This window comes from Fibrisoma montanum, assembly GCF_003583365.1.
GTDB lineage: Bacteria > Bacteroidota > Bacteroidia > Cytophagales > Spirosomataceae > Fibrisoma > Fibrisoma montanum.
In genome coordinates, this window is sequence record NZ_QXED01000011.1 from 1 (window position 1) to 16,283 (window position 16,283).

Below are 16,283 nucleotides of genomic sequence, written 5' to 3' on the forward strand. Positions count from 1 at the left end.
GAAAACGCCACGCTCGCCGGGGAACTACTTACTGTTCCTAGCGAGCGTGGCGTTTTCCCGGCGCCCGTTGCGTTTAGAAAAAATTATGCTTCGACTTCGTCGCGCAGGACTTCTTTAACGTCGGTCAGCGGCAGGCCAAACGCATCGGCTACCCCTTTATACACCACTTTGCCATCCACTACGTTCAGACCCAGTTGCAGGTCCATATTGTCGCGGCAGGCCTTCTGCCAGCCTTTGTTGGCCAGTTGCAGCGCGTAGGGCAGGGTTGCGTTCGTGAGGGCAACCGTGCTGGTATAGGGTACTGCGCCGGGCATGTTGGCCACGCAGTAATGAACGATGCCGTCGATGATGTACGTCGGATTTTCGTGGGTGGTCGGCTGGCAGGTTTCAATACAACCGCCCTGGTCAACGGCTACGTCGACCAGCACCGTACCGGACCGCATCAGGCTCAGCATATCGCGGGTGATGAGGTGTGGCGCTTTAGCCCCCGGAATCAGGACTGCTCCCACGATCAGGTCGCATACCTTGATCATCTCGCGGATGTTGTACTCGTTCGACATCATCGTCTGGACGTTCGACGGCATGATGTCCGACAGGTAGCGGAGACGCGGCAGGCTGATGTCCATGATCGTCACGTGCGCCCCCAGACCAGCCGCCATCTTGGCAGCCTGTGTACCGACGATACCACCGCCCAGGATCAGGACGTTGGCCGGCTTCACACCCGGTACGCCCCCGAGCAGGATACCCCGGCCTTTCAGCGGTTTTTCGAGGTATTTAGCCCCTTCCTGAATCGCCATACGGCCGGCTACTTCCGACATCGGCACGAGCAGCGGTAGACTACGGTCGGTTTTTTCGACGGTCTCGTAAGCCAGGCAAACTGCCCCTTTAGCCAGCATCGCCCGCGTCAGTTCCTCCGACGAAGCAAAGTGGAAGTAGGTAAACAGCAGTTGGTTTTCCTTGATGAGATCATATTCCTGGGCGATCGGCTCCTTCACCTTCATGATCATTTCGGCGATGCCGTACACGTCCTCGATCGTGGGCAGCATCTGGGCCCCGGCCGCGATGTACTCCTCATCCTCAAATCCGCTGCCTTCGCCGGCGTTGACCTGAACGTATACCGTATGACCATGCTTGCGCAGTTCGGCCACACCTGCCGGGGTTAGAGCCACCCGGTTCTCATTGTTTTTAATTTCTTTGGGGACACCAATAACCATGATGCTGAACAGTTTGAACGTATCGATAAAACAAAAATAGTCGGGTGGTATATATTTTCTGATACGGTCTGTTTTTTTAGGAAATACGGCTTATTCAAGCAAGATTTGCAGGAATTTATCCTTAACATTACGAAAATGTTTACCGGTCAGCGTAAAATTTCCGTCATGCTTAACCTCGATAAATTAGACCGTCAGATTCTGGCCTTATTACAGGAAAATGCCCGCCTGACCATCCAGGAAATCGGGCAGCAGATCAACCTGTCGAAAACCCCGGTTCATGAGCGGATTAAGCGGCTCGAACGCGAAGGCTTTATTGACCGCTACGTAACTATTCTGGATAAAAAAAAGCTGGATAACCTGCTGATGATTTACTGCCAGGTGACGCTCGACAAACAAACGCGCGATACGTTCGCCGATTTCGACGCGGCCATACGCCAGTTACCGGAAGTGCTTGAGTGCAACCGGGTGTCCGGTACGTTCGACTACCTGGTCAAGATCATCAGCCAGGATATGGAAGCCTACAACCGGTTCTACCAGGAACGGCTGTCGGTCATTCCCGGTATTCTGCATATCAGCAGTTTTTTTGTGATGGCCGAAGTCAAAAATTCAACGGTGGTGCCGATCTGACCGTTAGTAAACGGGTACCATCTCGCCGTGTGTTTGCCGCATTACGCTTGTGAGAGCCGGTTTGAACGCGCCAAATACGCTGACGGCCGCTTCTGACAGCCATTTGTCGCCGAACAGCCGCTGAACCGTTCGGCCAACCCAGAGCCGCCGGGCAAACCGCTGCGACCACGCCAACTGATACTGTTTTTCCAGCACCGGTCGCGACAGCTGACCGGTAAGAAACAGATTACTCAGACTACTGACCAGTTTGGCGCCATGGATTGCCATGGCCATGCCGTTGCCGCAAAGGGGCGTAATGAGTCCGGCCGAATCGCCGGCCATCAGTACGTGATTTTCGATGGCCTGTTTGGGCGCAAACGATACCTCGTTGATCACCTCCGGTTTCTCGTACAGAAAGTCAGCGTTTTCCCAAACGGATTTCAAATGCGGATTCTGGTGGAGAATGGCCGTTTCCATATCGGGTATGTTGCCGAACCGCCGAAGGTTGTCGCGGGTGGTCAGGTAACAGAGGCAATATTTAGCGTCCTCAATAGCCGACATCCCGCAGTAGCCGTCCGGGAAGTTGTGCAGCGCAATCAGGTCGGTGGGAAAATCCGTCCGGATGTGGTATTTAACGCCAATGTAGGGCGAAGGCTGGCTCATAAAGGCCCGGTTGAGGGTCTTGTCCAGCTTCGACCGTTTGCCGAAAGCCCCGATAACCAACCGACTCGTCAGCGTCTGACCGTCGTTGAGCGTAACGATAAAGGTTTCCTCCGTAAAGACGATATCATCCACGGTTTTGCCGAGCATAAAGTGAACCCCGGCCTCTTCGGCCAGTTTGAACAGCTCATAATCCAGCGTATATCGGCTGACGCCAAATCCGCCCAGATCGAGGGGGGTCCGCAATGACCGGCCCGAGGGGGCCGACAACCAGAATTGATCGATGGAAGCCGCTCCCAACGCCCGCAGATCAACACCCAGCGACTGCAGGTATGGTTTAACCTCATTAGAAACGTACTCACCACAAACCCGGTGAAATGGGTAGGCTTTGCGTTCGATCAGCGTGACACGACGACCTGCCTGCGCGAGTTCCAGGGCGCTGACCAGTCCTGCCAGTCCACCACCGGCAATGATGACATCCTGCATATGCGTTACGGACTCTACGTCCTGGTCCTGTTGAATTGGTTTGTAGACAGACAAACTACCTGTGCTAACAAACGGTTTGAAAACCCATTGACTCCGAATACATTTGTTCTATGCCTACCTCTTTACATGACCTTCTGACTAACTGGCAACAACAGTATAGCGTGTATACAGAAGCGTACACCTCAGGTCAGCAGTCATATATCCCAAATCTGTTACCTCAGACGGCCGTTCAGTTCTCGGTGTATCAAACGCTGGAGCTGCTCCACAAACGACTCGGTACGGAGCGGCTTCGCCGGGCGCTGGATCCCACCGAAACCATCGCTGGCCCCGTTGCCGGCCAACCCGATGGCGCCTGGCTGAAACGCAGCAATATGGTAGGTGTCAACGTACGGACCATCGGTTCGTTCTGGAATGTAATCAATTACGTTTTCACCCTGCCGGCCAGTCACGACAGCGTTCATCTTCTGCCGATCTGGGAGCCGGGCGTCGTTGGTAGTCTGTACGGAATGGTGAGCTGGCAGATCAACCCTGAGTTTTTTAGTGTTGAACTGGCCCAGGCGGTTCCGGCTCTGAATACGGTTGAAAAGCAGCTTAAAGTTGTTATCAATCTGCTGCACACGCTGGGTCGAACGGTAGGCATGGACGTCATTCCGCACACCGACCGCTTCTCGGAGATTGTGCTGGCTTGTCCGTCGTTATTTGAGTGGGTACAACGCGATGGAGCAACCCTCACCAACCATTCGGCTACGCTGTACCGGCAGGTAGAAGGAGCGATCTGGCAGTTCCTGAAATTCTACGGTGCCGCCGACGGAACCCCGCTGACGTTTGCCAAAGATCTGTACTTTTCCCCGGACATAAGCATTCTGACCGACGAACACCGTACCCGTATTCTGTTTGGTCATCCCAACGACTACGGCGGGCGGCTCAGCCGACGGCTTGAGCTGATTCGGTACCTGACCGCGCAGGGGTTCGAAACATTGCCCATGACCATGGCACCACCGTACCGGGGGCTGCATATCGATCCGGCCGACTACGTCCTCGACGACTTCGGGCAGATCTGGTACCAGTACGCGTTCGATAAACCCGAAAAAATGTCGCGGGTATTCGGGCCGCTGGCCCGGTATCGGTTCTACGAGTCCAGGAACGATAACCAGCAATGGGAGCTTGACTTTGATCAGCCCAACCACCCGGCCTGGGACTACGTTTGTCATAAGTACCACGACTGTCAGCGAGCCTATAATTTTGATTTTATGCGGGGCGACATGGCGCATGTCCAGATGCGGCCCGATGGAGTCCCACCAGCCCCAGGGCCGTTCTATGATCCGCTGAGGGCCATTAAGCAGTACGTCCGGCAGCACGGCACTCCCCACTATGCATTCTTCGCCGAAACGTTCCTGGCTCCGCCCGACACGATGGGCTACGGCGATGAACCCGACCACCTGGAAGCCATCGAGGCCGACTCAACCCTGGGCGACCTGCAATCGACGGTGGTCGGATCTCCCTTGTTCGTCGACCGCTTCCGGGCGTACGATCACTGGCTCAGGACGCGACAGTTTGCACCCAATTTTACCGTAATGACGGCCGATAAGGACGACCCCCGGTTCGATGAGTTCTACCGAACCGGTAATCTGTTCCGCTATTTTACGGCCCTGTTCCTGACGGATATGCCCAGCTACGTTGGTCTGGGCTTTGAAGTCCGCAACTTGCACGAACAGCGGGGAGCCAACGAAGAATACACGAAGCTGTATGTGTTTCGTATCGAAGATGTCCGGCAGCCCGACAAAGTGATCCAGGGACCGTTCGAATGGGGACAAAATGCCGATCAGTTTGTGGTGATTCAGCGAATGCGGCAACTGGCGGAGCAGATCTGGCCACAGATTGTGGGTAAACAAACGCGGTGGCTCGTGCCTCCGGGCGAAGCCCACTACGTTGTCTGGACGCACGAAGAAACAACGGGGTATGTGTTTGCGGCCGCTATGACGGGCGTATTACCTGATTCGTTGCCGGGCATACCTGCCGGTACCCCGCTTTTCGACGAAGCCCAATGCCGGATTTACCACATGTAGCGTAGCCGACCCGATAAAACTACCGCCTGATAAATACTCTGTTTACATACAAATTGATCCTATTTATCATCGGTACCCTACCTTAGGATAAGTGAATAGTAATTATTCGGTACGTTTTTCGTAAGTTTGTTAAGGAAGTTAGTTGTTTGGTGTTGTCTTCCTCTTTCAATAGAATATACTATGGCACTCGCTTTTACCGTACAAAATGTAGGTCGGTTTGTTGGATGGTTATGTTTTATTGGGATTGTGGGGATTGTGTTGACTTACCAGACCATCTTACTGAATGAGTTCTTCCCGTCGGGGGTTGAAAAGCTGATGGCGTGGGTCACCAGCCGGATCATCTTGATCATGGCTATCGGCTACGGGTATATGATAACCCGCTGGTACGCCCGGCTCATCAAACAATCGTCACCTGTATTAATTGCCCGGTTTGCGCTCCACATGCTGGTTATGACGCTGACGGGCGTATTTATGTACCTGATCACCGGCGACAGTACGTTTATCGGATTGGTGCTGGCCGTTATGACATTGCTGGCCGTCTGGCGGCTGCGCGGACGGTGGGTAGCGCTGCTGGTGGTCATTCTGTTGTTGAATCTGCCCATCCAGATCAGCCGGTGGTACCAGGCCAACCGTAATCTGCCCCTGCCTACGTCTGAGCAGGTAAACCAGTTCGAACAAAAACAGCGGCAATACCGCCAGATGCGCCTGACCGAAACGCAGTTCTGGATTGATCATAATTATGCTGCTCTCGCTGAGTACCACGCAACCGTCTGGGACCAGCGGCTGATGAGCGATCTGCAAACGGGTCGGTGGACGGCGCTGATCGGAATGGTGCTGCTGGGGATGATTTTCCGGCGCTGGCAGGCAATGCTCGCACTTTTGCTGCAAAACGGTTTCGTGGCCGTGGGGGGCTTCTGTGCACTGACCACCGTACTCGAACTGACTTCCGGCCGGAACTATGCTAACACGTTGCGGCTGTATTTTGACAGCCTGCGCTATCCGGGCTATTATATCTTCGGCGTACCGGATGCGCTCTACCTGACCGTTGCCGAGGCCTCCTGCCTGAGCATGGCTATGCTGGTTGGCACTGGGCTCTGGCTGCTGTCGGGTCGGATGAGCGCCCTTCGGCTGCCGTTGCGTGGCAAGGTGCTGCTTCGGCGGCTGTAAGTGCTGCGTGCTTCAGAAGCTGTCCCATCTTTCGGGATTGTTTCGGCCTTCCTTGTTACCTTTGAGGTATGAACCTCAACCTCCCGGTCGGTCGTATCTACGATGGCCTGAATTTTTTCGGTAAACTGACACCGAAGCGCGTTGCCAATGCGCTGAAGGTTCTCTACAGCTACTATAAAGCCCGGCAAACCGGTAAGGTAGCCCAACCGGGTCTGCCAATGTCGATCTCGTTTGAACCGACTACGTCATGTAACCTGCGCTGCCCCGAGTGCCCGAGCGGATTGCGTTCTTTTACCCGCCCCACGGGTATGCTGGGTGAGGAGCTGTACAAACGGACCATCGATGAACTGCATGATACGCTGCTCTATTTAATCTTTTATTTTCAGGGAGAACCGTATCTGCATCCTCAGTTTCTGGATCTGGTTCGCTACGCTACGGACCGAAACATCTATACGGCTACGTCGACAAACGCGCATTACCTGACGGATGCCAACGCCCGCAAAACGGTGGAGTCGGGGCTTGACCGGCTGATCATTTCCATCGACGGTACTACCCAGGAAGTGTACCAGCAATATCGGGTAGGAGGTAAGCTGGAGAAAGTACTTGAAGGTACCCGGAATATCATTCGCTGGAAAAAACAACTGCGTTCGCGGACGCCCCACGTGGTGTTTCAGTTTCTGGTTGTGAAACCGAATGAACACCAGATAAACGAAGTCAACGCCCTCGCCCGGGAACTCGGCGTGGACGAAGTAGGGCTGAAAACCGCTCAGATTTACGATTACGAAAACGGCTCCGACCTCATTCCGACCATCGATCGGTACAGCCGATACGCTCCACAGTCTGATGGTACCTATGCGATCAAAAGCGGGCTTGGGAACCACTGCTGGAAAATGTGGCATTCGTGCGTCATCACCTGGGATGGGCTGGTGGTGCCCTGCTGCTTTGATAAAGACGCCCACCATCGTTTAGGTGATCTGCAAACCCAGTCGTTCGGTGAACTATGGCATAGTTCGGCTTACACCGATTTCCGGCAAACGCTTCTGCGCTCCCGATCCGAAATCGAGATGTGCCGCAACTGCACCGAAGGCGTAAAAGTCTGGGCCTAACCGTCGACCCGGTAACGTAAACAGAAAACCGACCCCGAACACCGTATAATCATGCTCGATTTCCGCCTGAAGGTTTTTTATACCGTGGCTAAGCGGCTCAGTTTCACAAAGGCAGCGGCTGAACTGTTTATCACCCAGCCGGCCGTCAGTAAGCACATTCATGAACTGGAACAGCAGCTTAGCACGGCACTCTTCGAACGGAAAGGGAACCAGATTAGCCTGACGCCGGCCGGCCAGATAACCCTCCGCCATGCCGAAACCATTCTGGCTACGTACCGCCAACTGGAGTATGACCTCAATGCGCTGAAAGGGCAGTATGCTGGTTTGTTGCGGCTGGGGGCCAGTTCGACGGTTGCGCAATACGTCATTCCGCCCGTATTGGCCCGCTTTCATCAACAATACGCCGATGTGAACGTATCGTTGCTGAACGGTAATACCCAGCAGATCGAACACGAACTGCTCAACAAAGACATCGAACTGGGGATTGTAGAGGGCCGCACGCGCCATCACGATATTCGGTATACGTCCTTCGTGCAGGACGAGATCGTGCTGGTGGTGCGGGCCGATCATCCGCTGGCCGGTCGCGACGAGATCTCCCTCGACGAGCTGAAAGCGCAGCCGCTGCTGTTACGCGAACGGGGCTCCGGAACGCTGGAGGTTATCGAATACGCACTTCGTCAGGTCGGGGTGCGCCTGACCGACCTGACGGTAGAAATGTATCTGGGGAGCACTGAGAGCATCAAAGCCTACCTGACACAATCGCCCTGCCTGGCGCTAGTGTCAGTATACGCGGTGAAGAACGAACTCCAGGCCGGTGTGCTGCGGGTGCTGGATGTCCAGGGGCTCACCATCCGACGTGATTTTTACGCCATCCAGCTACAGGGTGCAAACGAGCAACTGGCCGAAACGTTCCTGCGTTTTGCCCGGCGTCATTACGCCGACCTCACCCAACCGGGAATGCGGAAAAACGCACGCTAAGCGGTCACTACTGATATTTGTATAGAATCACTCCGTGCAGAACAGGCTGTAGCTTTTTGGCGAGCTGATCCATATACAGAAAACCCAGGCGTTGCAACGACGCTTTGCTGGTCGTGTATTCGACCGGTACGTAGCGTATGCTTTGAGCGCCGTTCGGTGCGTGCTGCATTTTACCCGTCAGTTTCACCAGCCCTGCGTTTACGGACAGAAAACCTTCAAAAACAAACGGATCATTACCGGCCGACGGCTTTTCCTGAGCCTTAAATGAGACTAGGTTTCTATCGATGGAAAACGAAATGGATTGCTCAGTCAAAACGGTTACGATCGCATTGAGCGCTTCTTTATCGGCAAGACTGGTGCCAAGCAGAATCATGTTGGCACCTTTAAACGGAGTATACTGACCGTAGGAGTATGTCGAAAGCGTAGAGATACATACAAACAGGCAGTAGGTTAGTTGTGAGTGTAGTAAATGTTTCATATGGGTTCGGAACGTGAGGTAATTCGTGATGCGAAACCAGGTTAAAGGGCAGAAATGCCCCGGCCGAAAGCCATGAATCAGCCGGAAAGGTAACAGGGGGTCAGACCAGGGGGATTTTACTGCGCAGGAAGCGGAAGGCCAGAGCCGTGTACAGCGAAAAGCCCAAAATTTCCAGCGCAACTTCCTGAAAATTGGCTTTGTAAACGCCGGTTTTGACATCCTGTACAATGTCAACTAAGGCCACACAGAAACCAAAAAAGCAACCGATGGTGCATATAACTCCGAGAACAATCAATGTTTGTCGCATAGCAAAGAGTAACTAGTTGATTTCTTTACCAAAAGTTTCACAATGAAGGTCGGTGCCAGATGTTTCCGACAACTTTACTGCCAGCCAGCAAAGCGACATGTTTCTGATAATGTGGCTTGATAAACATAGCCTAGAAGACCTTGTGTTAAATGGCTTCTGGTGCGGCATCTTAGAAAGACAGAATTAGAAAATAGATTTTTTTGGAACGCAACCAATCATATGAAAGCTGCCTATTGTAGAAAATTTTCTACAAGTATTGGGTCATATTGTCTACTATGGTTACGAACCAGACGTAATCGTACGATAAGTTTGACGAGTGAGACGAATGTCTGGAAGCTAACAATTTATTATATGTTCAAATAGTCAATTGATTTACATGCAGAACAACCCGCAGATGATATAACTCTCTGGTTCAAAGGGTAGGTTGAATTATTGAGCAAATCTGTGAAACATTCCGTGGAACATTACTTGGAATCGTGAAAACTATCCGGCATATTTGGGACTGCAACGTACAAACCCATGGGTAAAGTCATTGCTATCGCCAACCAGAAGGGGGGCGTCGGTAAAACCACCACAACAATCAATCTGGCCGCCAGTTTGGCAGCCCTTGAGTTCAGAACGCTCATAGTCGACGCTGATCCTCAGGCTAATTCGACATCCGGATTAGGTTATAATCCGAAAGAAATTGAAAGCAGCATCTATGAGTGCATGGTCGAGGGCGTACGTCCGCATGATGCCATCATCCAGACGGATTTCCCCAATCTTGACTTGTTGCCGTCGCACATTGACCTGGTCGGGGCCGAAATTGAGATGATCAACCTCCAGAACCGGGAGGATAAAATGAAAATCGCGCTGGGCTCGATCCGCGACGAGTATGATTTTGTGATCATCGACTGTTCGCCGTCGCTGGGTTTAATTACGATCAACAGTCTGACGGCTGCCGATTCGGTCATTATTCCGGTGCAGTGTGAGTACTTCGCGCTGGAAGGGTTGGGTAAGTTGCTCAATACGATCAAGATTATTCAGTCGCGGCTCAATACGCACCTGTCCATTGAAGGCATCTTGCTGACAATGTACGATCTGCGGGTCCGGTTGTCGAATCAGGTGGTAGGTGAGGTAACGGCTCACTTCCAGCAGATGGTTTTTAACACAATCATTCCGCGTAACATCCGGCTGAGCGAATCGCCCAGCTTTGGCGTTCCGGCGCTGGCGCAGGACGCCGATAGCAAAGGAGCCATCAGCTATTTGAATCTGGCTCGCGAAATCCTGGCTAAAAACGGGATGATGCCACAGGAAACCGTTTAATTAGTCAGTAGTACGTCATCGATTAACAGGTTCATGAATTTTAAGGAATGGCTGGCGGTGGCAGCTCTTGACAAAAATCTTTCCTCATGGACAACACCAATACCAAAGCGCCGAATAAGAAGATGATAGGATTGGGCCGTGGCTTAGGCGCCCTGCTGCAGGACAGCGATTCGGTGAACCGGCCGAGTAAACCCTCGCCGTATGAGTCCATCAGTACGATGACCGAAATCAGCCTGACGCTGATTGAAACGAACCCGTTCCAGCCGCGTACCCGTTTCGACGAGGAAGCGCTGCAGGAACTCGCCGATTCGATCAAGGCGCAGGGCATTATTCAGCCGATTACGGTTCGGCAGCTGGGTAAAGATCGCTACCAGCTTATCTCGGGCGAACGCCGTTTGCAGGCGTCCAAGATCGCTGGGCTGACGCACATCCCGGCTTACGTCCGTACGGCCAACGATCAGCAGATGCTCGAAATGGCGCTGATCGAAAACATTCAGCGCGAAAACCTCAATTCCATCGAAATTGCGCTCAGCTACCAGCGGCTCATTACTGAGTGTAGCCTGAAGCAGGAAGAATTAGGCGAGCGCGTGGGTAAAAATCGGACAACCGTCAATAACTACATCCGGCTGCTTAAACTGCCGCCGGTGATACAGGCCGCTCTGCGCGATAATAAAATCTCGATGGGTCACGCCCGGGCTATCATCAACATCGAGAATCCGGACACGCAGATTCGGCTGTTCAACCGCGCCATCGACGAAGACTGGTCGGTCCGTAAGGTAGAAGAAGCCGTTCGGAACCTGGGCGACGGCGACGAGGATCCACTCACCAACGCCCGGCGGGTTACGTTGCCCAAGCAGGAAATGCGGAGCCTTCAGTTTAAGCTTTCTTCGCTGTTTGGTACCAAGGTATCGATCAAAGCCGACGAAAAACACAAGGGCGAGATCAAGATTCCATTCACATCGCAGGAAGAACTCAATAAGATTCTGGAAGTGCTGAATCATACGGCAGCCTGATGGCTACTTGGCGCGTTAAATATTCTTAAACGCGCAAACGTAGGGGCCAAAACTGCCGCTGATTCCGTTTTCCTGCTATGAAGCATTTTGTTCACCTGATTCTCGCCGGCTTTTTATACGCAAGCCTGACTATAACAAACGGGATGGCTCAGACCGGTTCTGTTCCGGCAGCTACCGATACGCTGCCACCAGCCAACAGGCCGGCAGTTCCGGTGCAGGTTGGTGAATCAGTACTGACGCCCGTAGCCGATTCCGTAGCGCAAATCGCCAGCGATACGGTGCAGGTTACACCGGCGCAGCAGGCGAAGATCCGTAAAATTGTACCCCGGAAAGCCACGATCCGGTCGTTGCTGCTGCCAGGTCTCGGCCAGATTTACAACCGCCAGTACTGGAAACTGCCGTTTATTTACGGCGGGCTGGTGGGTGCCATCGTTGCGTTCCGGTGGAATCAGAATTTATATTCCCAGTACGTAGACGGGTATCGCGTGGCATTCAATGCCCCATCGAATAGCCCGACGGGTAAAGTGGCTGTTGTGCGGGGGCAGGTGCTTGGGGTAGATCAGTTAAAGCGGGCGTCGGATCAGTTTCGGCGGCAACGGGATTTAACCGTCATCCTCACGGCGGCCGGTTGGGCGCTCAACGCAATTGAAGCCAACGTAGCGGCTCATTTGAAAACCTTCGATCTGTCCGACGATTTAACCTTAAAAATCCACCCCGGTATTCAGCCGACGGGCGGGCTGGGCATAGCGCCGGGCGTCCGGGTGGCAATGACATTTTAGTAAAGCGTATGAATATAGTCTTATTTGGCTACGGCAAAATGGGCCGGGTAATTGAGCAGATTGCACTGGATCGCGGTCACCAGATTGTTGGGCGGGTTGATCGGAAAGATGAGGCCGGTACGGATCCTGACCAACTGCCTGATGACGCCGTCGACGTAGTCATTGAGTTTACCACACCCGAGTCGGCTGTCGAAAACATCACGTACTGCCTTCGACGCGGCTGGCCCGTTGTATGCGGTACTACCGGGTGGCTGGGCCGGCTGGCCGACGTAGAAGACCTATGCCGCCGGCAGAAAGGCGCATTTTTTTATGCGTCTAACTACAGTATCGGTGTGAACCTGTTTTTCCGACTGAATAAGGTCCTGGCAAAGTTCATGCGGAACTACCCGTCGTACCATGTATCGATGACGGAAATTCACCACACAGAGAAAAAAGACGCCCCGAGCGGTACGGCCATAACCCTTGCTCAGGGTGTGCTTGAACACTTGCCCCACAAAAGCCGTTGGATTGAAAAAACCGATGGACAAGCCGCTGACGATGACGCGATTGGCATCGAATCGTTACGGGAGGGAACCGTACCCGGTACGCATACCATCCGCTACGATTCGGACGTTGATCGGATAGAAATTACGCATACGGCCCACAGTCGGCAGGGGTTTGCGCTCGGCGCGGTGATTGCCGCCGAATGGCTACCGGGCCATGAAGGGGTATTTGGCATGGATGATTTATTAAATTTTAACGAGGAATGATGACGATACGCGATATTTGATCTTTAAAAGTCAGATTATCCACTAGTTATCATTCAACATTCATCAGAAGTAAACGTGTCTGTAACAAAAACGAAAGCCGACGCTAAACCGGCGACCAAAAAGAAATCGCCCGCGCGGGAGTGGTTTGATTCAATACTGTTTGCCGTTGTAGCCGCTACGTTGATTCGGTGGCTGTTCATGGAGGCCTTTACCATCCCGACGCCGTCAATGGAGAATAGCCTGCTGGTTGGCGACTTCCTGTTTGTGAGTAAGCTCCACTACGGCACCCGGACAACGTCTACGCCCCTGCAGGTACCCCTCACGCACCAGAAAATCTGGGGAACTAACATTCCGTCGTACAGCGATGCCATTCAGTTGCCGATGTACCGGCTTCCGGGCTTCACGCACGTCAAAAACGGGGACGTAGTGGTGTTCAATGTGCCGCCTAAGTACCTGAATGACAATATCGACTATCCGGTCGATCTGAAAACCAACTACATCAAGCGGTGCATTGGTATCCCGGGCGATGTGATCGAGATTCGCCGGCAGGATGTGTACGTGAACGGAAAGCTGTTCCCGCGTCCTCCTCAGGCCGAGCACGAGTATTTTGTAAAAACCAGTCAGGTGATGGACGAAGCGTTTTTCCGGCGCTACAGCATCGTTAATGATTTCCGGGACCCCAGTAACCCAACCTATAACTGGCAGCCGCTGGAGGAGTATAATGACTCAACCAAGTCGTCGGTGCAGGTAGGCTATCGGATCAATACGACTGAACAGATAGCTAATCAGTTCAAGTCGTTCGACTGGGTGAAGAGTGTAGAGCCGATCATGGATAAGCCCGGCGAACAGGCACCGGGTATTTACGGATCGCCGGTGTATAACTGGAACCGCGACAACTTCGGTCCGCTGACTATCCCGAAAGAAGGCGCTACGGTTCAACTGAATGAAAAGACGATTGTTCTTTACGGTCCTGTGATCGAGAAGTATGAAGGAAATGAGAACGTAGAGGTAACACCGACGAGTGTCAAGATTGACGGTAAACCCATTACGTCGTATACCTTCAAGCAGGACTACTACTTCATGATGGGTGACAACCGGCATAACTCGCTGGACTCCCGTTTCTGGGGCTTTGTGCCTGCTGATCACATTGTCGGCAAAGCCGTATTTGTCTGGATGTCTATCGACCCGAATCCCGACGGATTCTTCAATAAGATTCGCTGGAGCCGCCTGTTCCGGATTATTGATTGATCAAAATAAAAGCAGAAGGGAGGCAGGAAGAAAAGGAGTAAGCATACAGCCAATCCTTTTCTCCCTGCCTCCCTTCTGCTTTTGTTCGTTTACCAATTGATCGGAGCTAATCCTTTGCTTTCCAGGTATTCGTTAGCCTGGCTGAAATGTTTGTTGCCGAACCAGCCACCCCATTGCGCAGCCATGGGTGATGGGTGCTTGGACTTCAGTACCAGGTGCTTACCGGTATCGATGACGGCTCCCTTCTTCTGGGCGTAAGCGCCCCAGAGCATAAACACGAGATGTTCTTTCTCGTCGGAGATGAGCTTGATAACGGCGTCAGTAAAGGCTTCCCAGCCTTTGCCCTGATGGGAGCCGGCCTGACCAGCCCGTACGGTCAGGGTTGCGTTAAGTAGTAAAACCCCCTGCACGGCCCAGCGTTCGAGGTTGCCTGATTTTGGAATCGGCTTACCCAGATCATCCTGGATCTCTTTAAAGATATTGATGAGGGAAGGAGGCTTCGTAATGCCGTCGGCTACCGAAAAGGCAAGCCCGTTGGCCTGACCTTCGCCATGATATGGGTCCTGGCCCAGAATGACGACACGGGTGTCGTCGAAGCTGCATTGGTTGAACGCGTTGAAGATAAGTTTGCCGGGTGGGTAAATACGCTGAGTCGTGTATTCTTCGCGAAGAAATTCAGCTAACTGGCGAAAGTAAGGCTTATCAAACTCGGGTTGCAGCCGTTGCTGCCACGATTCAGCGATTGTGACTTTCATGTGGGAACTGATACAGGTTTAATGGCATTGTAGGCATAAGAACGAGCAGAGCCGCTCCCGAAAATTTTTTTAATGATGGTTCTTGCGTAACAAAACTAATCAACCTAATTTTCGTTCTAAGGTTGTCAAACAGGGGCTAAATTTATGGTTTCGGCAGTAACAGAAGGCATAAAGGTGAGCGTGAAGACAGAGTATCAGTCGGACTATTCGAGCCCGTTGCAGGCCCATTATGTGTTCACCTACCGTATCACGATTGAAAACGCCAGCGAATATACTATTCAGTTGCTTCGCCGGCACTGGACTATTTTCGACTCCAACGGAACCGTCCGCGAAGTGGAGGGCGAAGGCGTAGTTGGCCAGCAGCCTGTGCTGGAACCGGGCGAAGTGCACCAATACGTCTCCGGCTGCAACCTGCGGTCGAGTATGGGCAAGATGGTGGGCACTTACCTGGTCGAACGGATCATTGACGGCAAACAGGTGCGGGTGACTATCCCGGAGTTCACCATGGTAGTGCCGTATAAGTTAAACTAAGTTGATTCCTGCGTATCTGCGTTACCTGCTCAACGCCCGCGATGAGCACGCTCTGCATTCTCCTTTTCTTTTTACGCTCTATACTGAGGTAATTCGGGCTGATAACCGGCGCGAATCGGCTCTTAGGCCTATTCAGTCGCTGCGGCAGTCGATGCTGCGTCGGTCGGATTCGATTGAAGTAACGGATTTTGGGGCTGGGTCGAGAGTCAGTTCGGCTCCCCGGCGTGCAATTCGGGACATCGTTCGTACGGCCGAAAAGCCGGCTCGGTTTGGGCGGTTGCTGTACCGGCTGGTTCAACGTTTCCAGGCCCGGTCAGTCGTTGAACTTGGTACGTCGCTGGGAATAACAACGGCCTATCTGGCCAGTGCATCGGCCATGACACATGGGCAGGTGCTGACGTTTGAAGGCTGCCCGCAGACAGCGGCCGTTGCCCGGCAGAACATGGCGCAACTTGATGTCCGGAACGTGAACGTAATTGTCGGCAATCTGGATGACACGCTGGCCCCTGCTGTTGCAACGCTGGAGAAAATAGATGTAGCCTTTTTCGACGCCAATCACCGCTACGAGCCAACAGTACGGTATTTCGAAACCTGCCTTGCCAAAGCGCATAATGACACCGTATTCGTGTTCGATGATATTCACTGGTCGGCCGAAATGGAACGGGCGTGGTCGTACATCAAAGCACATCCGTCTGTCATCGTTACGATTGATCTGTTCTGGATCGGGCTGGTCTTTTTCCGGCGTGAGCAACCAAAACAGGACTTTACGCTCCGCTTTTGATTGGATAACCGGTTAATTAAATTTTATCGTTTTCAGGCAGTTGATTTGTTGCTA

At 52.9% G+C, this 16,283-nt stretch carries 17 protein-coding genes; 12 read left to right on the top strand and 5 right to left on the bottom strand.

Annotated elements, in window-relative coordinates; all coding sequences use genetic code 11:
• Nucleotides 1-83 precede the first annotated feature (83 nt).
• A complete protein-coding gene (ald, locus tag DYU11_RS27925) occupies nt 84-1,214 on the bottom strand; it encodes an alanine dehydrogenase (RefSeq protein ID WP_119671040.1) in 1,131 nt (376 codons plus the stop codon).
• Nucleotides 1,215-1,379: 165 nt separating this feature from the next.
• Here ald and DYU11_RS27930 point away from each other — a divergent pair, with 165 nt between their 5' ends.
• A complete protein-coding gene (locus DYU11_RS27930) occupies nt 1,380-1,841 on the top strand; it encodes an Lrp/AsnC family transcriptional regulator (protein WP_119671179.1) in 462 nt (153 codons plus the stop codon).
• A 3-nt stretch (nt 1,842-1,844) separates the two neighbouring features.
• On the opposite strand, the gene DYU11_RS27935 is transcribed toward DYU11_RS27930, so the two are convergent.
• Nucleotides 1,845-3,020 carry an NAD(P)/FAD-dependent oxidoreductase gene (locus DYU11_RS27935; protein ID WP_262697186.1) on the bottom strand — a complete coding sequence of 392 codons (1,176 nt, stop codon included), beginning with the start codon at nt 3,018-3,020 and terminating at the stop codon, nt 1,845-1,847.
• Nucleotides 3,021-3,076: 56 nt separating this feature from the next.
• Between DYU11_RS27935 and DYU11_RS27940 the strand changes: the two genes are divergently transcribed.
• The 4 genes from DYU11_RS27940 (at nt 3,077) to DYU11_RS27955 (ending at nt 8,283) form a co-directional block, all read left to right on the top strand.
• On the top strand, nt 3,077-5,032 hold the full coding sequence (locus DYU11_RS27940) for a hypothetical protein (RefSeq protein ID WP_119671042.1): 1,956 nt from the start codon (nt 3,077-3,079) through the stop codon (nt 5,030-5,032).
• A 180-nt stretch (nt 5,033-5,212) separates the two neighbouring features.
• On the top strand, nt 5,213-6,199 hold the full coding sequence (locus tag DYU11_RS27945) for a hypothetical protein (RefSeq protein ID WP_119671043.1): 987 nt from the start codon (nt 5,213-5,215) through the stop codon (nt 6,197-6,199).
• 68 nt (nt 6,200-6,267) lie between these two features.
• Nucleotides 6,268-7,305 carry an SPASM domain-containing protein gene (locus tag DYU11_RS27950; protein WP_119671044.1) on the top strand — a complete coding sequence of 346 codons (1,038 nt, stop codon included), beginning with the start codon at nt 6,268-6,270 and terminating at the stop codon, nt 7,303-7,305.
• A 51-nt stretch (nt 7,306-7,356) separates the two neighbouring features.
• A complete protein-coding gene (locus DYU11_RS27955; protein WP_119671045.1) occupies nt 7,357-8,283 on the top strand; it encodes a LysR substrate-binding domain-containing protein in 927 nt (308 codons plus the stop codon).
• 7 nt (nt 8,284-8,290) lie between these two features.
• Here the strand turns inward: DYU11_RS27955 and DYU11_RS27960 are convergent, their stop codons facing one another.
• Together DYU11_RS27960 and DYU11_RS27965 are read right to left on the bottom strand one after the other, a co-directional pair.
• Entirely contained in the window at nt 8,291-8,761 is a 471-nt protein-coding gene (locus DYU11_RS27960) for a hypothetical protein (RefSeq protein WP_147368059.1), read from the bottom strand.
• A gap of 100 nt (nt 8,762-8,861) precedes the next feature.
• Entirely contained in the window at nt 8,862-9,068 is a 207-nt protein-coding gene (locus tag DYU11_RS27965; RefSeq protein WP_119671047.1) for a hypothetical protein, read from the bottom strand.
• Nucleotides 9,069-9,587: 519 nt separating this feature from the next.
• Here DYU11_RS27965 and DYU11_RS27970 point away from each other — a divergent pair.
• The 5 genes from DYU11_RS27970 to lepB all read left to right on the top strand — a co-directional run bounded on the left by DYU11_RS27970 (nt 9,588) and on the right by lepB (nt 14,162).
• Nucleotides 9,588-10,373 (top strand): ParA family protein, encoded by a 786-nt coding sequence (locus DYU11_RS27970; protein WP_119671048.1) that lies wholly within the window; start codon nt 9,588-9,590, stop codon nt 10,371-10,373.
• 86 nt (nt 10,374-10,459) lie between these two features.
• On the top strand, nt 10,460-11,386 hold the full coding sequence (locus DYU11_RS27975) for a ParB/RepB/Spo0J family partition protein (RefSeq protein WP_119671049.1): 927 nt from the start codon (nt 10,460-10,462) through the stop codon (nt 11,384-11,386).
• Nucleotides 11,387-11,463: 77 nt separating this feature from the next.
• Nucleotides 11,464-12,165 carry a DUF5683 domain-containing protein gene (locus DYU11_RS27980; RefSeq protein WP_119671050.1) on the top strand — a complete coding sequence of 234 codons (702 nt, stop codon included), beginning with the start codon at nt 11,464-11,466 and terminating at the stop codon, nt 12,163-12,165.
• An 8-nt stretch (nt 12,166-12,173) separates the two neighbouring features.
• Nucleotides 12,174-12,914: a 4-hydroxy-tetrahydrodipicolinate reductase gene (dapB, locus tag DYU11_RS27985; RefSeq protein WP_119671051.1), complete on the top strand. Its 741-nt coding sequence runs from the start codon at nt 12,174-12,176 to the stop codon at nt 12,912-12,914.
• 75 nt (nt 12,915-12,989) lie between these two features.
• Entirely contained in the window at nt 12,990-14,162 is a 1,173-nt protein-coding gene (lepB, locus tag DYU11_RS27990) for a signal peptidase I (RefSeq protein ID WP_119671052.1), read from the top strand.
• Between the two features lie 89 nt (nt 14,163-14,251).
• Here the strand turns inward: lepB and ung are convergent, their stop codons facing one another.
• Nucleotides 14,252-14,917 carry a uracil-DNA glycosylase gene (ung, locus tag DYU11_RS27995; RefSeq protein WP_119671053.1) on the bottom strand — a complete coding sequence of 222 codons (666 nt, stop codon included), beginning with the start codon at nt 14,915-14,917 and terminating at the stop codon, nt 14,252-14,254.
• Nucleotides 14,918-15,061: 144 nt separating this feature from the next.
• Between ung and apaG the strand changes: the two genes are divergently transcribed.
• Together apaG and DYU11_RS28005 are read left to right on the top strand one after the other, a co-directional pair.
• On the top strand, nt 15,062-15,448 hold the full coding sequence (gene apaG / locus DYU11_RS28000; RefSeq protein ID WP_009283992.1) for a Co2+/Mg2+ efflux facilitator ApaG/CorD: 387 nt from the start codon (nt 15,062-15,064) through the stop codon (nt 15,446-15,448).
• A gap of 1 nt (nt 15,449) precedes the next feature.
• Nucleotides 15,450-16,229, top strand: a complete 780-nt coding sequence (locus tag DYU11_RS28005) for an O-methyltransferase (protein ID WP_119671054.1) — start codon at nt 15,450-15,452, stop codon at nt 16,227-16,229.
• The last annotated feature ends 54 nt before the right edge of the window (nt 16,230-16,283 follow it).

Excerpts from the sequence above, each read along its gene's own strand:
- DYU11_RS27975 (WP_119671049.1), top strand. The coding sequence starts at position 10,460 with ATGGACAACACCAATACCAAAGCGCCGAATAAGAAGATGATAGGATTG.
- DYU11_RS27970 (WP_119671048.1), top strand. The coding sequence starts at position 9,588 with ATGGGTAAAGTCATTGCTATCGCCAACCAGAAGGGGGGCGTCGGTAAA.
- dapB (WP_119671051.1), top strand. The coding sequence starts at position 12,174 with ATGAATATAGTCTTATTTGGCTACGGCAAAATGGGCCGGGTAATTGAG.
- DYU11_RS27950 (WP_119671044.1), top strand. The coding sequence starts at position 6,268 with ATGAACCTCAACCTCCCGGTCGGTCGTATCTACGATGGCCTGAATTTT.
- ald (WP_119671040.1), bottom strand. The coding sequence starts at position 1,214 with ATGGTTATTGGTGTCCCCAAAGAAATTAAAAACAATGAGAACCGGGTG.
- DYU11_RS27955 (WP_119671045.1), top strand. The coding sequence starts at position 7,357 with ATGCTCGATTTCCGCCTGAAGGTTTTTTATACCGTGGCTAAGCGGCTC.
- ung (WP_119671053.1), bottom strand. The coding sequence starts at position 14,917 with ATGAAAGTCACAATCGCTGAATCGTGGCAGCAACGGCTGCAACCCGAG.
- apaG (WP_009283992.1), top strand. The coding sequence starts at position 15,062 with ATGGTTTCGGCAGTAACAGAAGGCATAAAGGTGAGCGTGAAGACAGAG.
- DYU11_RS27980 (WP_119671050.1), top strand. The coding sequence starts at position 11,464 with ATGAAGCATTTTGTTCACCTGATTCTCGCCGGCTTTTTATACGCAAGC.
- DYU11_RS27965 (WP_119671047.1), bottom strand. The coding sequence starts at position 9,068 with ATGCGACAAACATTGATTGTTCTCGGAGTTATATGCACCATCGGTTGC.
- DYU11_RS27930 (WP_119671179.1), top strand. The coding sequence starts at position 1,380 with ATGCTTAACCTCGATAAATTAGACCGTCAGATTCTGGCCTTATTACAG.
- DYU11_RS27945 (WP_119671043.1), top strand. The coding sequence starts at position 5,213 with ATGGCACTCGCTTTTACCGTACAAAATGTAGGTCGGTTTGTTGGATGG.
- DYU11_RS27960 (WP_147368059.1), bottom strand. The coding sequence starts at position 8,761 with ATGAAACATTTACTACACTCACAACTAACCTACTGCCTGTTTGTATGT.
- DYU11_RS27940 (WP_119671042.1), top strand. The coding sequence starts at position 3,077 with ATGCCTACCTCTTTACATGACCTTCTGACTAACTGGCAACAACAGTAT.